This is a genomic window from Brevibacterium sp. CSND-B09, from assembly GCF_052906525.1.
The window spans coordinates 3,172,405-3,188,841 of sequence record NZ_JBREGI010000001.1 but is presented as its reverse complement, the minus strand read 5'-3'; the positions used below and the strand labels follow the sequence as shown (position 1 = coordinate 3,188,841).

Below are 16,437 nucleotides of genomic sequence, written 5' to 3'. Positions count from 1 at the left end.
GGAGTGAGCAGTCACTGTGCTGGGCCGGGGTTTCACAGCCGGCGCGTGGCTGCTGTCTGACACCCTCGATCCTTCCCGTTTCGGGGAAGCCGGGCCTCGGCCGAATGGCTGATCGTGGTCGGCCGAGTGGTCGGAACTCCCGGGTCTCGCGAGGGCGTCGCGAAGAGAGTGCCCAGACAACGGTATGGCGGTCGTCTCCGTCGGAGGTCGTCGCCGTGGCAGATCAGTCGTCCGCGGATCACGCCGCGCGGTTGGCCGTCGTCCAGACTCTGACAAAGAGGCCGAGGATGAGCAGCCACCCCGAGACTGCGAGAACGGCTCCGACTGCCTTCGGCCAGGCGAATTTCTCAACGCTCAACAGTGCAATCGAGAACCCGACGGCGATGATGCTGATGGTGATGAGCACGGGAATCGCCGCACGGTGGCCAGCTTTCCAAGAAGCCTCGGACCGCAGCGTCAGCGCCGACCGGATTCCGATTGCACGATTGCGGGGCAGACGGTCGCCGCGGATGACCAACACGAGAACGACGCAGACAACGGCGAGGAGCAGATAGCCGATCAGCGGCGGATAGAACATCGGTGCCGGTCCCCTCTCTGAACTCGGCTCCACCGTATCTCATCGGGGCTGAACCCAGCCGCTCTCCAAAGGACAGATGGGAACGGCCCTGTCCGGCCGCCTCGGCGATGGTGTTCACCGGTGTCGATGTGGTGAAACTGCAGGTCTGGGGATATCCGGACAGCGAAAAGCCCCGGATCCTTGCGGAATCCGGGGCTTGGACACGTGGAGATGGCGGGAATCGAACCCGCGTCCGTCGGCAGATTGTCAGGACTTCTCCGGGCGCAGTTCGTGAATTAGTGTCTTAGGTTCTGGCTATCGCACGAACACGTAAGCCAACGAACGGAGTTGAGTGAAAGTCCCTCAGGCACCCCCAACATGTGCCTGAAGCAGTGGCCTCTTAAGCGACGCCAGTATCTAGAGCAGAGGCAACTCTAGGCTGACGGATTCGCAGCTCGCGCTCTATCAGGCAGCGAGGGCGAAATCGGTGCGGTTGTTAGACTTAGCACCTATTGTTTTGCAGAGGACATTAACGAGATGACTCTGCATTCTCGGCCCGCTTCTCCCGACGCAGTGTCCAACGTCGAAACCGATCATCCCCATATTCTGTTACCAAACCTGATCAGCTGTTTCATCCGCCGAGGCGGCTGCTGGCGCCGATCAGATACTCCAGCATACTCGTACAACGCAGACCGAGCCAATTGCATTCCCTGAACTCCGCGAATACGTGACCGGACGCGCTCGGATGCGCTCGGACCGCCTCGGCGACGGAGCCGAGAGACGGTGGCGACGGCGGGAATCGAACCCACCGTCGACCAACCCTTACAGGTACTGCTTGGACTTCATGGCGCGTTCGGCTTCGCGTTTGTCCTGCGCCTCGCGCAGTGCCTGTCGCTTATCCCATTCGCGCTTGCCGCGGGCCAGGGCGATCTCGACCTTGACGCGTGAGCCGTCGAAGTACAGCTCCAGCGGGACCAGGGTCCGGCCGGATTCCTTGACTTTCTGCGAGATCTTCAGGATCTCCTCGCGATGGAGCAGCAGCTTACGACGGCGGCGGGCCGAGTGATTCGTCCACGTCCCCTGCAGGTATTCGGGAATGTAGACGTTCTCCAGCCAGGCCTCGTTCTGGAAGATGAGGGCAAAGCCGTCGGTGAGCGAGGCTCGGCCTTCGCGCAGCGATTTCACCTCGGTGCCGGTGAGTACGAGTCCGGCCTCCCACGTGTCTTCGATGTGGTAGTCGTGGCGCGCCTTGCGATTCCTCGCAATGACTTTCTTGCCTGTGTCCTTCGGCATGACCGGCCTCCTCTCTGCTCCCGATCACCTGTGCACGCGTTTGCGGGCACAGCCATCAATTCTATCCCATCGCCGCCCTTCCGCACGCCCGTCCCCTCCCAGAACTACCTGACGGCGGCCCAGCCACCTCGCGCGAGGTGGCTGGGCCGCCGTCAGGTAGCAATTAGAAGATGAAGGGTTTGGGATCGACGTAACCGCCGTTCTCCATGATCTCGAAGTGCAGGTGGCAGCCGGTCGACGCTCCCGTCGTACCGGAGTACGAGATGATATCGCCCTTCTTGACCCTCTGCCCGTCATGGACCTTGAGCTTCGTGTTGTGGTTGTACGTCGACGCGATCGATTTGCCCTTGATCTTGCCGTGGGAGATGACGACACGGTTGCCATAACCGCCGGTCCAGCCGGAGGTGACGACGATTCCGTCGCCGGCCGAGCGGATCGGGGTTCCGCAGGGAACGCCGAAGTCCATTCCGGTGTGCAGCTTCCGTGCACCGGTGATCGGGTGGACCCGGTATCCGAACGGAGACGTCGTCGGGTATCCCTTGGCCGGGTTGGCCAGGACTCCGTCGCCGAAGACGAACTTGCCCTTCTTCTCCTGCTCTTTCTCCCATTCCCGGACCTTCTCGGCCAACCGGTCCTGCTCGGCCTTCTCATCGGCCAGCTGCTTCTCGGTCTTGTCCTTGTTGTCGGAGATCGTCTTCTCCGCATCGTCCTTCGCGGAGATGAGGTCGTTGAGGCTGTCGGCCTTCTTCTTCGCATCGACCTGCGCGGCCTCTTTGGCCAGCACCGCCTCGGCGGCTTCGTCCTTGAGGTCGGAGATCTTCTCGGTCACGCCCGAGAGCCGCTCTTCGTTGTTCTTGTTCAGCGCCCGCTGTTCGGAGAGTTTGTCGATCGTGCGCTGCTGAGACCGCACCGCCGAGTCGACGCGACCGATGCCGCCGTCGGCGCTCGTACCCTCGGCCATCTGCAGCAGCATAGCCAGATCGGACGTGATGCCCGAGTTCTGGTAGGCCTGTCGTCCGATGCGCGCCGCCGAGGTCTTGTGCTTGTCGATCTCCTCCGTGCCGGACTTGATCGTGTCCTTGAGATCCTTCTGCGCGTTCTCCGCCGAGGTCAGGCGCGCGGCCATGCCCTCATCCTTCTCGATCGCCTCAGCCAGCGCATCGTCGGCGGCCTTCGATTCGGCTTCGGCATCCGGCAGCTTCTCCTGCGCCGCATCGCGTTCGGCGATGACGCGGGCGAGGTCCTCATCGAGACCTTCGAACTCCTGCTGGAGTTCCTTGACGCGTTCGTCGACCTCGCTCTTGTCGTCGCGAGGATCGGCCACCACCGAGGTGACCGGCATGACCACTGCCAGCGCAGCTGCCGTGAGGACGAGTCCGAGTCTGCGTCTCATCTCAGACCTTCGTGTACTTGTTCAGCGTGATCAGCGACGACGCTCCGGCCATGAGCACGCCGATGATGATGAGCACGGGGGTGATGAGGAGGACGTCCCATCCGGAGATGAGGCTGAATCCCGTGGCCTGCGACTGCAGCCAACCGCTGACTCCGAAGTGGACGAGCAGTCCCAGGGCACCGGCGGACAGCGTCGCACCGACGGCCGAGGCGATGACGCCCTCGAGCAGGAACGGCATCTGGATGAAGGTATTCGACGCACCGACGAGCCTCATGATGCCGGTCTCCCGGCGTCTCGAGAACGCGGAGAGTCGAATGGTGGTGGCGATGAGCAGCATCGCGCACAGCAGCATGATGCCGGCGATCGCGATCGCCACGATGGTCGCGATATTGAGCACCCCGAACAGGCGGTCGAGCAGCTGATTCTGGTCGACGACCTCTTCCACCCCGGGAGTCGACGAGAACGTCTCCTTGATGATGTCGTACTTCTCGGCGTCCTTGAGTTTGACCCGGAAGGACTCGTTCATCTCGTCCTTGGGCACTGTGCCTTCGAGGCTGGTGCCCTTGAACTGCTCCTGGAAGTGCTCATAGGCCTCGGTCTTGTCCTCGAAATAGACCTTGTCGACATAGGGGGCCAGATCGGAGCTTTCGAGTTCTGCCCGGATCTGATCCTTCTGGTCGCCCGTGACTTCACCGTCGACGCAGTTCGTCGCCTCCGAATCCGGCGGGCACAGGAATACGGAGACCTGCACGCGGTCGTACCAGAAATCCTTCATCTGCCCGACCTGCATCTGCAGCAGGATCGCGGCACCGACGAAGAGCAGGGACACGAAGGTCACGAGCACGACGGAGATGACCATGGAGAAGTTCCGGCGCAGACCCGACCAGACTTCGGAGAGGATGAAACCGGCCCTCATGAGGCGACTCCGTAGGTGCCTTCTTCGACGTCGCGGACGATTTCGCCTTCGCGCAGTTCGATGACTCTCCGGCGCATCCGGTTGACGATCTCTCCGTCGTGGGTGGCCATGAGCACCGTGGTGCCATTGCGGTTGATCTTCTCGAGAACGTTCATGATGTCAGCGCTCGTCGCCGGGTCGAGGTTGCCCGTCGGTTCGTCGGCGAGCAGGATTCCGGGCTTGTTGACCACGGCGCGGGCGATGGCCACACGCTGCTGCTCGCCGCCGGAGAGCTCACTGGGGTACCGCTTCTCCTTGCCGGCCAGGCCCACGGTCTCAAGGACGTCGGGGACGAGGGTCGACATGGCCGCGCGGGACTTTCCGATCACCTGAAGGGCGAAGGCGACATTGGCGAACACGGTCTTGTTCGGCAGCAGGCGGAAGTCCTGGAACACGGTTCCGATCCCCCGCCGCAGGTAGGGCACCTTCCAGCTGGGCATCTTCACCACGGATTTTCCGGCGATGTGGATGCGACCGGAGCTGGGGACCTCTTCACGCAGGATGAGTCGAATGACCGTGGACTTTCCCGAGCCGGACGCCCCGACGAGGAACACGAATTCCCCGCGGTCAGCCTCGAAGGAGATGTCATCGAGTGCTTTGCGGGAACGCGTGTCGTAGGACTTCGAAACGGAGTCGAATCTGATCAAGTCGGTCTTCAATCATGTTGCGGGTGGCTCGGCCGATTCCACTGTACGTAACAGTTCCGTGATGTTCGCGGAGGCGGCCGGGCGTGTGTTGCGATCTGATGAAGTTCACAGTCGCCTCGGTGATGGTCGAAACCTCGCCGAGGCGGCCGACCCTCAGTCGGCCATCGACCGAGTGAGACGGTTCGGTACCGTTGCCCGAAGAATCAGGATCAGGCCTCGGCCTCTTCGGCCATCTCCTGTTCCTTGCGCCAGCGAATGCCGGCCTCGATGAGTCCGTCGAGGTCACCGTCGAAGACGGCCGAGGGGTTGTTGACCTCGTAGCCGGTGCGCAGGTCCTTGACCATCTGGTACGGATGGGTGACGTAGGAGCGCATCTGATCACCCCAGCTGGCCTTGATATCGCCGGCCAGCTCCTTCTTCTGCGCGGCCTCTTCCTGGCGCTTGAGGTCGAGCAGTCGCGACTGGAGGACACGCATCGCGGCCTCACGGTTCTGGATCTGGGACTTCTCGTTCTGCATGCTCACGACCACACCGGTGGGGATGTGGGTGATGCGCACGGCCGAGTCAGTCGTGTTCACCGACTGCCCACCGGGGCCCGAGGACCGGTAGACGTCGATGCGCAGATCGTTCTCGTCGATCTCGACATGGTCGGTCGATTCGATGAGCGGGACCACCTCGACGGCCGCGAAGGAGGTCTGGCGGCGGCCCTGGTTGTCGAAGGGGCTGATGCGCACGAGACGGTGGGTGCCGGCCTCGACCGACAACGTGCCGTAGGCGTAGGGCGCGTCGATCTGGATGGTCGCGGACTTGATGCCCGCACCTTCGGCATAGGAGGTGTCGAGCTCCTGGACCTTGTATCCGCGGTTCTCCGCCCACCGGACGTACATGCGGGTGAGCATCTGCGCCCAGTCGGTCGCGTCGTCGCCGCCGGCACCCGACCGCACGGTCACGACGGCGGAGCGCTCGTCGTATTCGTGGCTGAGCAGGGTCGAGATCTCGAGTTCGGCCAGCTGATCGCGCAGCTTTCTGATGTCGCGGTCGGCTTCTTCGAGCGAGTCCGAGTCGCCTTCATCCTGGGACATCTCGACGAGCAGCTCAGCGTCGTCGATCCGCTCACCGAACTTCTCGAGCTTCTCCAGGGTGCCCTGCTTGTGCGAGAGCTTGGCCGAGGTCTTCTGCGCCGAATCAGGGTCGTCCCAGAACGTCGGCGACGACGCCTGCTCCGTGAGTTCGGCAACCTCGTCGCGCAGGTTGTCCAGATCGGACACGTCGAGAATCGCTTTGTACGTCTGGCGGAGGTTGGCGATTTCAGAAGAGTAATCAGTGGAGGCCATAATGATCCGATTCTAGTGCATGCCCTCCCCCGAGCATGAAACGACGCCGAGGCGGTCGACCGTTGAGATATCGAGGGCTGATCGGTCGAGGCAAGCCCCGATCAGTCGCCCCGGCCCCAAAAAGCGCCGCCGGCGGGAGATCTGATTCATCCCGCCGGCGGCGCGGCTCACGTCGCTTCATACGAAGACTGGTGAGGAAAATATAGACCGAAACCCACCCTTGCGCAAGACGAAAACGTCCCGCAATGACAATCGTGAAACTACACCGTGTGCATTTGCAGAACTCATTCCCAGTTATCCACAGATTTCGGAATTCACTAGATTCTTCATTCGACTACAGATAGGTTAACAGCAAATCACGCTGTCAATTGAATGATCGGGCAAGGGTTCAGAGTGGAAGCCACCGAAGTCATCACCAGCGAGGTTCACAAGCGGATCAGAGATCTCGATGTGGATCCCCGCGCCGATATTCAGCGCTCTCGCGAGCTCATTCGCACCGTCATCGCCGAATACGACGAACGCAGCCTCGTCGCCGATCTCCCCGTGCTCGAGGATAAAGAGGCGACGTTTCGGCACATCGATAATCAGCTCTCGGGTTTCGGTGCCCTGCAGGATTATTTCGATGATCCGCACGTCGAAGAGATCTGGGTCAACTCCCCGAGCGAGGTCTTCATCGCCGTCGACGGAATCCACCAGCTGACGACGACGAAGCTGAGTTCGGGCGAACTCGATGACCTCATCGAGCGGATGCTGCGCACCTCGGGCCGTCGCGTCGACCTCTCCCAGCCGTTTGTCGACGCCATTCTGCCCGACGGGTCCCGGCTGCATGTCGTGCTGCCCGATATCACTCGCACCCACCCGGCCGTGAATATCCGCAAGTTCATCGCCCGGCCGCGCAACCTCGCCAATCTCGTCGCTCACGGCTCACTGACTCCTGGGGCCGCCGAGTTCCTCGACGCGGCCGTGACGTGCGGTGCCAATATCCTCGTCTCCGGGGCTACTCAGGCCGGCAAAACCACTATGCTCAACGCCTTGGCCGGCTCGATACCGGCCCGCGAACGCACGATTTCCTGCGAAGAGGTCTTCGAACTCAATCTGCCCAGCCGCGACTGGGTTCCCATGCAGTGCCGCCAGCCGTCACTGGAAGGAACCGGCGAAGTCACCCTCCGCGCCCTGGTCAAAGAGGCGCTGCGCATGCGACCGACGCGCATCATCGTCGGCGAGGTCCGAGAAGCCGAAAGCCTCGACATGCTCATTGCGCTCAACTCGGGTCTGGCCGGAATGTCGACCCTGCACGCAAACTCCGCTCGGGCGGCGATCACGAAGATCTGCACTCTGCCTCTTTTGGCCGGGGCGAACATCTCCTCGGCGTTCGTCGTGCCCACCGTCGCAGTCAGCCTCGACATCGTCGTCCACCTGCGCAGGGATCCGTCTGGAGTGCGTCGAATCGATGAGATCTGCGCGGTGCCGGGCGGAGTCGAAGGCGACGTCGTCGAACTCGACACGATCTTCCATTCGCCACGAGGACAGCTCGTTCGCGGTCAGGGGTTCGGCCACCTCGGCGAGCGATTTGCGGCCATCGGCCGCGATCTTCACGCCATTCTGGAGGCAGCGTGAGCTATTCCCAGTCCGCTCTGCTCATCGGTGCCTGCCTCGGGGCAGGACTGTTCCTCATCTGGATGTCGCTGTGGCGGCGACCACAGGGCAAGAGGACTCAGTCGCGGTGGGTGCGCGAGCTCGATGACATGCTCACCGGGGCCGGATTCCCCAGGCTGCGGCCGGTCCACCTGCTGCTCATCTCCGTCGCAGCGTTCTGTGTCGTTGCGGTCGTCGCGACAGTGCTCACCGGATCGTGGGCGATCGCGCTGTGCTTCGGTCTGTTCGCCTCCTGGCTGCCGCATCGGGCGCTGCAGCATCGGGCGCGGAGCCGACAGGTGATGCGGCGGGAGCTGTGGCCAGAGACTCTCGACCATCTCAATTCCGGTGTCCGTGCGGGTCTGTCCCTGCCTGAAGCACTGAGCTCTCTGGCTCATCGCGGGCCCGAACCGCTGCGACCGCTGTTCGAAGTCTTCGCCGAGGAATATCGGGCCAGCGGTTCGTTCGCATTGGCGTTGGAGCGCTTTCGGCAAGTCAGCGCCGACCCGGTGGCCGACCGCATCGTCGTCGCGCTCAGCGTCACCAGGCAGGTCGGCGGCAGCGATCTGGGCACCATGCTCCGAGCCTTGGCTCAGTTCGTCCGCGACGATGCCCGCACCCGCAACGAGCTCTCCGCCCGGCAGCAATGGACGGTCAATGGTGCCCGACTGGCCGTCGCCGCACCGTGGGTGGTGCTCGCATTCCTCTCCACGCGACCCGAAACGGCCGTGGCGTACAACTCGCGGACCGGGCTGATTCTCCTGGCGGCGGGCTTCGTCGTCTCTCTGCTGGCGTATCAGGCGATGAAGCGCATCGGTCGGCTCCCGTCCGAACCCAGAGTCATCGAAGGGTCCTCACTCAGCGCCGCCCACCGACGTTTCGCGGGCAGCCCCGGCGCGAGTGGCGGATTCTCGGCCGACGACAAAGACGCTGCGGACCGGCGGGCGGCATGAGTCCCCTCGGCGAGCCCCTGTCGGTCCTGGCCCTCGGGCTCTTCAACGGCTTCGCCCTGTGTGTCTTCGTCCTCTCCCTCCCGCCGCTGCGCAGACCGACTCTGTCGTCGCGGATCGCACCCTATCTGCGGGATCAGGAATCCCTGGTCGACATCTACGTTCCGCCGACCCCTCGCACCGAGGGGTTCTGGGGACTGGTGAAGTCCTGGCTGATCGGTTCGACCCTGTGGGTGACGTCGCGCATCACCACGGATGCGACTCTGCGGCTGCGCATCGACCGCCTCGGCGGCAATGCCACGATCGAGCGCTTCCGCATCAGTCAGGTGCTGAGCATCCTCGTCGGGATGGTCGTCGCCGGCGGTCTGGCCGGTGCCCTGTCGGCGCAGCGCGGCTTCTCCCCCATCGTCACCGTCGTCCTCGTCATCAGCGGCGGCATTGCCGGGCACGTCTTCAACGATTGGCGGCTCAGCCAAGCCATCGCCCGCCACGAATCCCGCGTGCTGGCCGAATTCCCCACTGTCGCCGAACTCCTCGCACTGTCCATCACCGCCGGTGAGGGGATCGTGGAGGCTCTCGAACGCGTGTGCCGCACCTGCTCCGGCGACCTCATCGACGAACTCCGCGCAGCCCTGGCCGCCACTCGCACTGGGACACCGTTGGTCGATGCGCTCGATGGGATGGCTACGCGCATCGCCATCCCCGAGATCGTCCAGTTCGTCGACGGCCTCGCCGTGTCGATGACCCGCGGCACCCCGCTGGCCGAGGTGCTCCGATCCCAAGCCGCTGACGTGCGCGAACAGTCCCGACGACGGCTGCTGGAACTGTCCGGTCGCAAAGAGATCGGGATGCTCGTTCCGGTTGTCGTCTTCGTGCTTCCCGTCACCGTGATCTTCGCCGTCTTCCCGTCTCTGACCGTCCTCGACCTCAGTCCGTAGCGACCACACCCCGCACCACCGACCACACCCGCTCCCCTGACCACGCCCGCACCCACAGCCAGTCCCGCACCACTGACCACGCGGATCGAACCCTCGACCTCGCCGATGAAGGAGACACGATGTTCCGCCAGTTCACCTACCGCCTCGTCCCGTTCATGCTCGGGCTCATCCCGGGTCCTCCTCCACGAGGTGGAACCACCATCACCGAGGTGGCCGAGACCGGCATCGACCCGGACCTCACCGCCGATGTCGACCGTCCCGATCGCGGGGACGTTCCCGGCTGGGTCCTCATCACCCTGATGACTGCGGGGTTAGTGGTCGCATTGTGGGCTCTGGCCGGCGAGGCCTTCACCTCGATGTTCCAAGACGCGATGAACAAGGTCCGCGGGGCCGGGTGACCCAGCTGTGACCAGTGGCGACGAGACACTACCGGGAAGTCGGAGGAGGATTGCCTCGATGACGGAGGCAGGCGAGCACAGCGATTCGGGATCCGCCGTCGCCGAGTTCGCCCTCATCGCCTCGCTGCTGGCCCTCATCCTGGCCGGCGCCCTGCAGATCGGTCTCGTCATTCACGTCCGCAACACTGTCATCGACTCCGCCATCGCAGGGGCGAGGCAGGCGAGCCTGGCCGATCAGACTCCGCGCGACGGGCAGAAGCTCACCCGCGACCTCATCCGAGTGTCCGTGGGCGAGCGCTATGCCCAGAAGGTCACAGTCTCGACGTCACAGCGCGGTGCCGTCGAGATCGTCGAGGTGAGGGTGACGACCCCGCTGCCCGTCCTCGGGCTGTGGGGACCCGCCGAGGTCTGGGACCTGCGCGGACGATCCATCGTCGAGGACGTCGACCGTGACTGAACCCGCGTTCGTCCAGGGAGTCGCGACCGACGACGCAGACGAAGGAACGGCGGTCATCGAGTTCATCTTCGCCTCCATCGTCCTGCTCATCCCGGTCATCTACCTCATGCTCACCCTCTCCCAGCTGCAGGCGGCCAGCTATGCGACCACCTCGGCGGCGATGTCGGCCTCACGTATCGCCGCCCGCGACGCGAACCCCTCGGAGGCTCGCGCCCATGCCGTCGCGAAAATGCATTTCGCGGACTTCGGGCTGCGTGATGCGCCGACTTCCATCACCTACTCGTGTGCCGGACCCTGTGGACAGGCCGGCTCTCTCATCACCGCTCGAGTCGAGACGAAAGTGTCACTGCCCGGGTTCCCGCTCCTCTTCGGCTCCGACCGGTCTCCACACATCACATTGCGCGCAAACCACACCGACGTCGTCGCCACAGGACATCAGTGATATGCCGACCGCGGGAGAGAACCGCTGTGAACGGGGACGCGAATCGCAGATCGGCCGCGAATCGGATCATGATTCGGATGCCGGGTCGATCACGCCGCTGGCCATCGGCTTCGTCGTCATCGCCTTGCTGCTGGCCTTCCTCATCGCCGCCCTGACCGACCTGCACATGGCCCGCCGAGAGCTGCAGGGGCTGGCCGATTCTGCGGCGCTGGCGGCCTCGGACTCGTTCGAACCGGCTCCCGGTGACGATCCCGGTCTCATGTTCTCACCTCCGGCGGCCAAACGCGCCGCCGGACGGTACCTCAACGCGGTGCCGACTCCGAAGGACATGGGCAATCTGCGGTTGAGCGCCGACGCCGATGGAACGCATTCGGTGCGCATCCGCATCGAAGCCCGCTACTCGCCGGCGCTGCTCTCGCCGTTCGTCCCCGGCCTCATCGACCTCCACGCCACCGCTTATGCCCGGGGTGCCCTGCGCCTCGACTGATCAACCCGAGCCGTCTCCACCTCGACGCCGATTCCTGTGGGCACAGGCTCCACTCACGCATCCTGAGGCTGTGGATGCCCAAAGCGTATCCACAGGGCGCATTCTCGCTCTTGCCCAAGCCATGCGCTCGCGGTGAGTCTGTGGGCATGAGAACCCTGGGACTCATCCACCGCATTGAGACGAACGGAGCCGTCACGAGCATGAGCATCGAAGCCGAATCAGCCCAACCGGCCCTCGAGGTCTTCCGGTCTGCCCTCGGAGCGGAACTGACTTCCCAGGACTTGGCCGCCGGCAACCGGCTCGACGATCACAGAATCGAGTCGATCAGCTGGGGTCATTGGCAAAGACTCAATCCCATCACTGTTGTTGGGGCGAATGTTCTGCGCACCACCGACGACTGTGCCGACTCCGCGCGGACGAACGTGTCCGTCCTGGCAGGACCGGATGCGGGATTCGCCCTGACGCTCGACCCACGGCGGGCTCGCTTGTCTCGACTGCCCCACCCTGATTGCCTGACCATCATCGACCCCAGCATCTCCCGCGCCCCTCAGCCGCTGCGACTCGATGCCACGGGGACTGGGCCCGCCGCAGCTCTGGGTGCGACTGTGCTCGCACCGGGCACGGCAGACGGCTCGTCGGCCGGCTCTTCTTCCTCGGCTGCCCGTTCGGCTCCGCCGATCCGGTCCCCGCCGCTGCACCACAGCAATGACATCCACATCGCCCCGAAGACGATCGACGATCCTCGGCCGGCCAGACCCCCACAGTGGTGGACGTTCCTCATCCCCGTCGGCATCGGCGTGGTGCTGGCCGTGGCCACCGGAATGTGGTGGTTCCTGTTCTTCAGCGTTTCGGCCCCGCTCTCCGGGTGGGTCGCCTACGTGGTGGAGAAGAAGCGTTTCACTCGCGACAGCGCGCAATGTCGACTTGACCGCGACGAGGCGTTGGCCGAGGCGCGGGCCAGGCTGAGCCGCCTGGAGACGTCGCACCGTCAGATGATCTTCTCGTCCCCTGGTCTGTGTCTGGGTTTCGGGACGGTCTTCAGCGAAATCACCATCGACGAACGGCTGCAGCATGGAACAGACCACATCGACGGTCGGATCGTCTGCACCGATATGCCGGTCCGCATCGATCCACGTACGACCACGGTCACCGTCAGCGGAACACCCGCAGTCCTGCGCACCATGGCCTTCGCCTGGTTGGCCGACCGGCGATTCAGATGGCGACCGAGTCCCGAACTCTCATTGCTGCCGGAACTGGCAGGCACCGGGTTCTCCGCCGACCACGCATCGACCACTGTCGGGTCAGGGTCACGCCCAGACGCCGGCATCGACGATCCCATCTCGATCACCCTCGACGAGGCGGTTCACCCCGCCGTGCTCACGCTCACCGCCCCGCATGCCGGCTCTGCGGTCTCGCTGACGGTGGGCTCTCTCGCGCAGGCACGCACTACCTCGTCGACCGCACCCGGTGGCCCGGTGCCAGGACGGGCACTCGTCGCTGCACTCATGCCGGCCGCGCGATTCGTCACTCTGCACTGTGGCCGTTCGGCCGAAACCGGCCCCCGCACCTGGCCCGACCATGGTCTCGGCGAGCTCTGTGACGATGCACCCGGGGCCATCAGAGCGCGGTGGCGGTCTCCCGCCTCGGGGCCGGTGCCGATCGGGCGCGGAACCGTCGGTGACGTCGGCGTCGATCTGTTCTCCGACGGTCCTCACGCTCTCGTCGCCGGCACCACGGGCAGCGGAAAATCCCTGCTCCTGCAGACATGGCTGCTGTCGATGGCCTTGGCACAGCCGCCTCGGCGACTGCGTTTCGTCCTCATCGATTTCAAAGGTGGGGCCACGTTTTCACCACTGCAGGATCTGCCTCACACCGACAGTGTGCTCGACGACTTCGACTCCGGTCTCGCCTTTCGCGCTCTCGTCTCCGTGCGCGCCGAGATCACCCATCGAGAGCGGCTGTTGGCCGATCACGGGTGTGCCGATGTCACCGATCTCGCCGATCCTCCCCCACGACTAGTCGTCGTCATCGACGAGTTCCATGCGCTGATGGCCACTCATCCTCGCGCCGCCGACCTGCTCGAACACCTCACAGCTCTCGGCCGGTCCCTCGGCGTCCACCTCATTCTCGCCACTCAGCGCCCGATGGGCGTCGTCACCGGGCAGATGAAGGCGAACATCAACATTCGCGTGTGCCTGCGAGTGCGCGATGAGACCGATTCCTTCGACGTCATCGGCTCCGAGGCGGGTGCGTTCCTGCCCGCGGACAAGCCCGGCGCCGCCTGTCTGGACTCCGGGATCAGCGTCACCCGATTCCGCGTGGCGGTTCCTTTCGGACATGACGCCCACACCGAGGCGGCCCTCCGCCCTCGCGTTCGTCCCTGGGTTCCGGGGCCGGTTCCGTCCCTGGCCAGCGGCGCCCACGGCGTTCACGTCGACAACATCATCGCCGCGGCTCACGACATCGCCAGGGCCGAGGACGCTTCGGCTCATCGACAGGTGGTGCTGCCTCCCTTGCCGGGACCTGAAGAGATGTCGGCCTGGGCGGCAGGGGCACTGACCCATTCTGATGGTGAGCTCGCCGCTTCCTCTGCGGTACCGGTGACGGACGGTGGTGAATTCGCGCCGGCAGTCACGGGGATCATCGATGTTCCCAGTCAGCAGCGGCAGCAGATGTGGACATTCGACCCGGACGTGGATGGTTCCACGATCCTCACAGGCGGCAGCCCGGACACCGTGGAATCCGTGCTTGCGGCCATGGCACGAGCGGCCGCTCCGACCCGGCGGATCATCGCGATCGGCAGGATCGCCGCGGTCCTCGACTGGGCCGAGATCAGCTGCGGATTGAGCTCGGGCTGGCGGATTCAGGCGGTGCTCGACCATCTCTCTGCCAGTGGGGGCCCGAGCAGATTCTCGCGCGCCGGTGAAAGCACAGATTCCCCGACCGGGTCGAGGCAGAGTCGACAGCCACCGAGCCTGATCGTCTGCAGCAATTGGGCCGAGTTCGTCGACTCGCTCGACCACTACTGGGCCGAACGGGCCGAACGTCTCCTCGGACATGGTGCCGAATCGGATCTCGTGTTCCTGCTCGCCGGGTGCCGGAATATGACGAGCAGGAGCTCTCGTTTCTCCACCCAGATCATCTTTCCGCCCGAGGCCGGCGAAGACGGAACGAGCGTCGGGCTCAGCCGACAGCGATTCGCCGGTTCGTGGCCGGATCTCCGCGCCGTCATCCGCGGTCCCCGCGCGCAGGCCGCCGGCGGGGACGGTGCTGATGTGCAGTTCGCACCCGGTGATGCGGCACGATTCGATTCGTCGATGTCCGAGGCGGGCACCAGCATCCTCGGCGGATCACCCGGCATTCCGGAGGCCCGGAAGGGATTCGCTCCACGCTGGCGGGGGCTTGACCAATCTGTGGGCGTGGGCGAGGAACCCTTCAGCGGCATGCCGGGCTGCATCCGGGTCGGCGTTGATGCTTTCGACGACCTCGTGGTGTGGGATCCGCGGCGAGACGGTTCGGTGCTCACCGTTCGCGGTTCTCCGCAGAGCGGCAAGACCGGATTCGCGACGTACCTGGGCCGCCTCGGCGGGGTCTCTGTCCACGACGATGTGCACATGGAATCGGAACCAGCCGACTGGGATCTGCTCGACGGACGCTTCCATGTGCTCACTGTGCCGACACGGTTCACTCCCGGCTATGGTTCCTCTCTGGCGAAGGCACAGAGTCTCGGACCGCTTCTCGTGCTCGGTGCGCATACCAGGCAAGATCTCACCGGGCTCGGAGTGCTGCGACAGGCCCCGCTCGACGGGCTGCCGGGGACGGGCTGGTTCGTCACCGAGGACCGGGCTCGCCCTGTTCGCCTCTTCAGCCCAACGGGAGTCGAGCCTGAGTCAGTTGACGTCGGCAGGCGGTCCTGAGAGAGTCTCGTAGCGGTAGAGCTCGGTGGCGGTTCCGGCGTCGAGCAGTCGATCGGCGAGCGAGGAGATCACGGGCATTCCGCTCGTGACTTCGATGACGACATCGGCGTCGACCGACAGCCTGGCCAACAGGAGTTCGGCATCGGCGACGGCCGCGGCGAAGTCCTCACCCGTGGTGTCTGCGGCATCGTCGCGAGTCTCGAACATCGACCCGAGGATGAGCTCGGTCGGCGGTTCCTCGTCGACCTGGTCGACAACAGCGGTCCCGTCGCCGGCGGTCGCACCGGCACCCGGTTCACCGGCCGAGGGCAGAACACCGGCGGTCTCATCGGCCTCCCGCGCATAGGACACGGCGAAGGCGCTGAGTCCACCCGCCTCGGCGGTTCCGGCAGCGCCGTTCAGCAGTGCGGCACCATGAGCTCCGGCCGCCTCGGAGAGGAAGACGTTGTTCACCTGTCCGATGGTCAACTGGCCGACGGCATCGTCTCGGTTGACGGCGGTGTACCAGGCGAGGAATGCCTTCGTCAGCTTCACCGAACCGGTGGCAACGATCTCGAGGTCCTCGGCCCGACCGCCGCCGGCCGGAGGCAGAGCACCGGCGGGCACCTTGATCACGCGGGTCGTCGTCAGTGGGGTGAAGCCGAGAGCCTGCGCGAAGCCCTCTCCCGGGCTGCCGGCGTGCACACGGGCACGCAGATCGAGGCCCTCGAGTGCGGTTCCCCGCGTCTCCGCGCACACTGCGTCGAAGAGTTCACGCCCCTGACCATGTCCCTGCTCCTCGGCGGCGACCTCGACGTGGACCCACGCCCGGTAGGGGTGAAGCGGGGATTCGGCGATCGCGGCGGCTCCGACGGGAACGTCGGGGACCACCTCGGCGACGACGGAGCGGATCAACGGCGAATCCGAGGACGGACGGAACAAGGACCTGGCCATATGACCGGCCGGGGTGGTCGCGTCGGCGAACACCTCATTCAGGCGCAGATCGTCACCGTCGGTCAGCTCTCGAATCGGCATGTGCTCGCTCCTTGGGCGGTG

At 64.8% G+C, this 16,437-nt stretch carries 15 protein-coding genes and 1 other RNA gene; 8 read left to right on the top strand and 8 right to left on the bottom strand.

Features of this window, described 5'->3' with window-relative positions; all coding sequences use genetic code 11:
- Nucleotides 1-238 precede the first annotated feature (238 nt).
- The 7 genes from ACU4IU_RS14260 to prfB all read right to left on the bottom strand — a co-directional run bounded on the left by ACU4IU_RS14260 (nt 239) and on the right by prfB (nt 6,178).
- Nucleotides 239-610 carry an SdpI family protein gene (locus tag ACU4IU_RS14260; RefSeq protein WP_446657107.1) on the bottom strand — a complete coding sequence of 124 codons (372 nt, stop codon included), beginning with the start codon at nt 608-610 and terminating at the stop codon, nt 239-241.
- Between the two features lie 169 nt (nt 611-779).
- Nucleotides 780-1,157, bottom strand: a transfer-messenger RNA (tmRNA) gene (gene ssrA, locus ACU4IU_RS14255).
- Nucleotides 1,158-1,378: 221 nt separating this feature from the next.
- On the bottom strand, nt 1,379-1,849 hold the full coding sequence (smpB, locus tag ACU4IU_RS14250) for an SsrA-binding protein SmpB (RefSeq protein WP_101547462.1): 471 nt from the start codon (nt 1,847-1,849) through the stop codon (nt 1,379-1,381).
- A gap of 163 nt (nt 1,850-2,012) precedes the next feature.
- On the bottom strand, nt 2,013-3,242 hold the full coding sequence (locus ACU4IU_RS14245) for a peptidoglycan DD-metalloendopeptidase family protein (protein ID WP_446657106.1): 1,230 nt from the start codon (nt 3,240-3,242) through the stop codon (nt 2,013-2,015).
- Between the two features lies 1 nt (nt 3,243).
- Entirely contained in the window at nt 3,244-4,158 is a 915-nt protein-coding gene (ftsX, locus tag ACU4IU_RS14240; protein ID WP_376906414.1) for a permease-like cell division protein FtsX, read from the bottom strand.
- Nucleotides 4,155-4,844: a cell division ATP-binding protein FtsE gene (ftsE, locus tag ACU4IU_RS14235; RefSeq protein ID WP_139908579.1), complete on the bottom strand. Its 690-nt coding sequence runs from the start codon at nt 4,842-4,844 to the stop codon at nt 4,155-4,157. Before ftsE ends, ftsX begins: the two co-directional genes overlap by 4 nt.
- 209 nt (nt 4,845-5,053) lie before the next feature.
- The gene (prfB, locus tag ACU4IU_RS14230; protein WP_139908580.1) at nt 5,054-6,178 is read right to left on the bottom strand and encodes a peptide chain release factor 2; all 1,125 of its coding nucleotides are present in this window, start codon (nt 6,176-6,178) and stop codon (nt 5,054-5,056) included.
- A 393-nt stretch (nt 6,179-6,571) separates the two neighbouring features.
- Between prfB and ACU4IU_RS14225 the strand changes: the two genes are divergently transcribed.
- The 8 genes from ACU4IU_RS14225 (at nt 6,572) to ACU4IU_RS14190 (ending at nt 15,402) form a co-directional block, all read left to right on the top strand.
- Nucleotides 6,572-7,795: a CpaF family protein gene (locus ACU4IU_RS14225; RefSeq protein ID WP_446657105.1), complete on the top strand. Its 1,224-nt coding sequence runs from the start codon at nt 6,572-6,574 to the stop codon at nt 7,793-7,795.
- Complete coding sequence (locus ACU4IU_RS14220; protein ID WP_446657104.1) at nt 7,792-8,766, top strand: type II secretion system F family protein; 975 nt, start codon at nt 7,792-7,794, stop codon at nt 8,764-8,766. The genes ACU4IU_RS14225 and ACU4IU_RS14220 overlap by 4 nt, the downstream gene beginning before the upstream one ends.
- The gene (locus ACU4IU_RS14215; RefSeq protein WP_446657103.1) at nt 8,763-9,701 is read left to right on the top strand and encodes a type II secretion system F family protein; all 939 of its coding nucleotides are present in this window, start codon (nt 8,763-8,765) and stop codon (nt 9,699-9,701) included. The genes ACU4IU_RS14220 and ACU4IU_RS14215 overlap by 4 nt, the downstream gene beginning before the upstream one ends.
- Nucleotides 9,702-9,820: 119 nt before the next feature.
- Nucleotides 9,821-10,099, top strand: coding sequence for a hypothetical protein (locus ACU4IU_RS14210; protein WP_446657102.1), 279 nt, complete (start codon nt 9,821-9,823; stop codon nt 10,097-10,099).
- Between the two features lie 58 nt (nt 10,100-10,157).
- Complete coding sequence (locus ACU4IU_RS14205) at nt 10,158-10,556, top strand: TadE/TadG family type IV pilus assembly protein (protein ID WP_172170900.1); 399 nt, start codon at nt 10,158-10,160, stop codon at nt 10,554-10,556.
- Nucleotides 10,549-10,998, top strand: coding sequence for a hypothetical protein (locus ACU4IU_RS14200; protein ID WP_446657101.1), 450 nt, complete (start codon nt 10,549-10,551; stop codon nt 10,996-10,998). Before ACU4IU_RS14205 ends, ACU4IU_RS14200 begins: the two co-directional genes overlap by 8 nt.
- 1 nt (nt 10,999) lies before the next feature.
- Nucleotides 11,000-11,485 (top strand): pilus assembly protein TadG-related protein, encoded by a 486-nt coding sequence (locus ACU4IU_RS14195; protein ID WP_446657100.1) that lies wholly within the window; start codon nt 11,000-11,002, stop codon nt 11,483-11,485.
- A gap of 146 nt (nt 11,486-11,631) precedes the next feature.
- Entirely contained in the window at nt 11,632-15,402 is a 3,771-nt protein-coding gene (locus tag ACU4IU_RS14190) for an FtsK/SpoIIIE domain-containing protein (RefSeq protein WP_446657099.1), read from the top strand.
- On the opposite strand, the gene ACU4IU_RS14185 is transcribed toward ACU4IU_RS14190, so the two are convergent.
- Nucleotides 15,376-16,416, bottom strand: coding sequence for a GNAT family N-acetyltransferase (locus ACU4IU_RS14185; RefSeq protein WP_139908653.1), 1,041 nt, complete (start codon nt 16,414-16,416; stop codon nt 15,376-15,378). The two genes, ACU4IU_RS14190 and ACU4IU_RS14185, sit on opposite strands and share 27 nt — an antisense overlap.
- Nucleotides 16,417-16,437 lie beyond the last annotated feature (21 nt).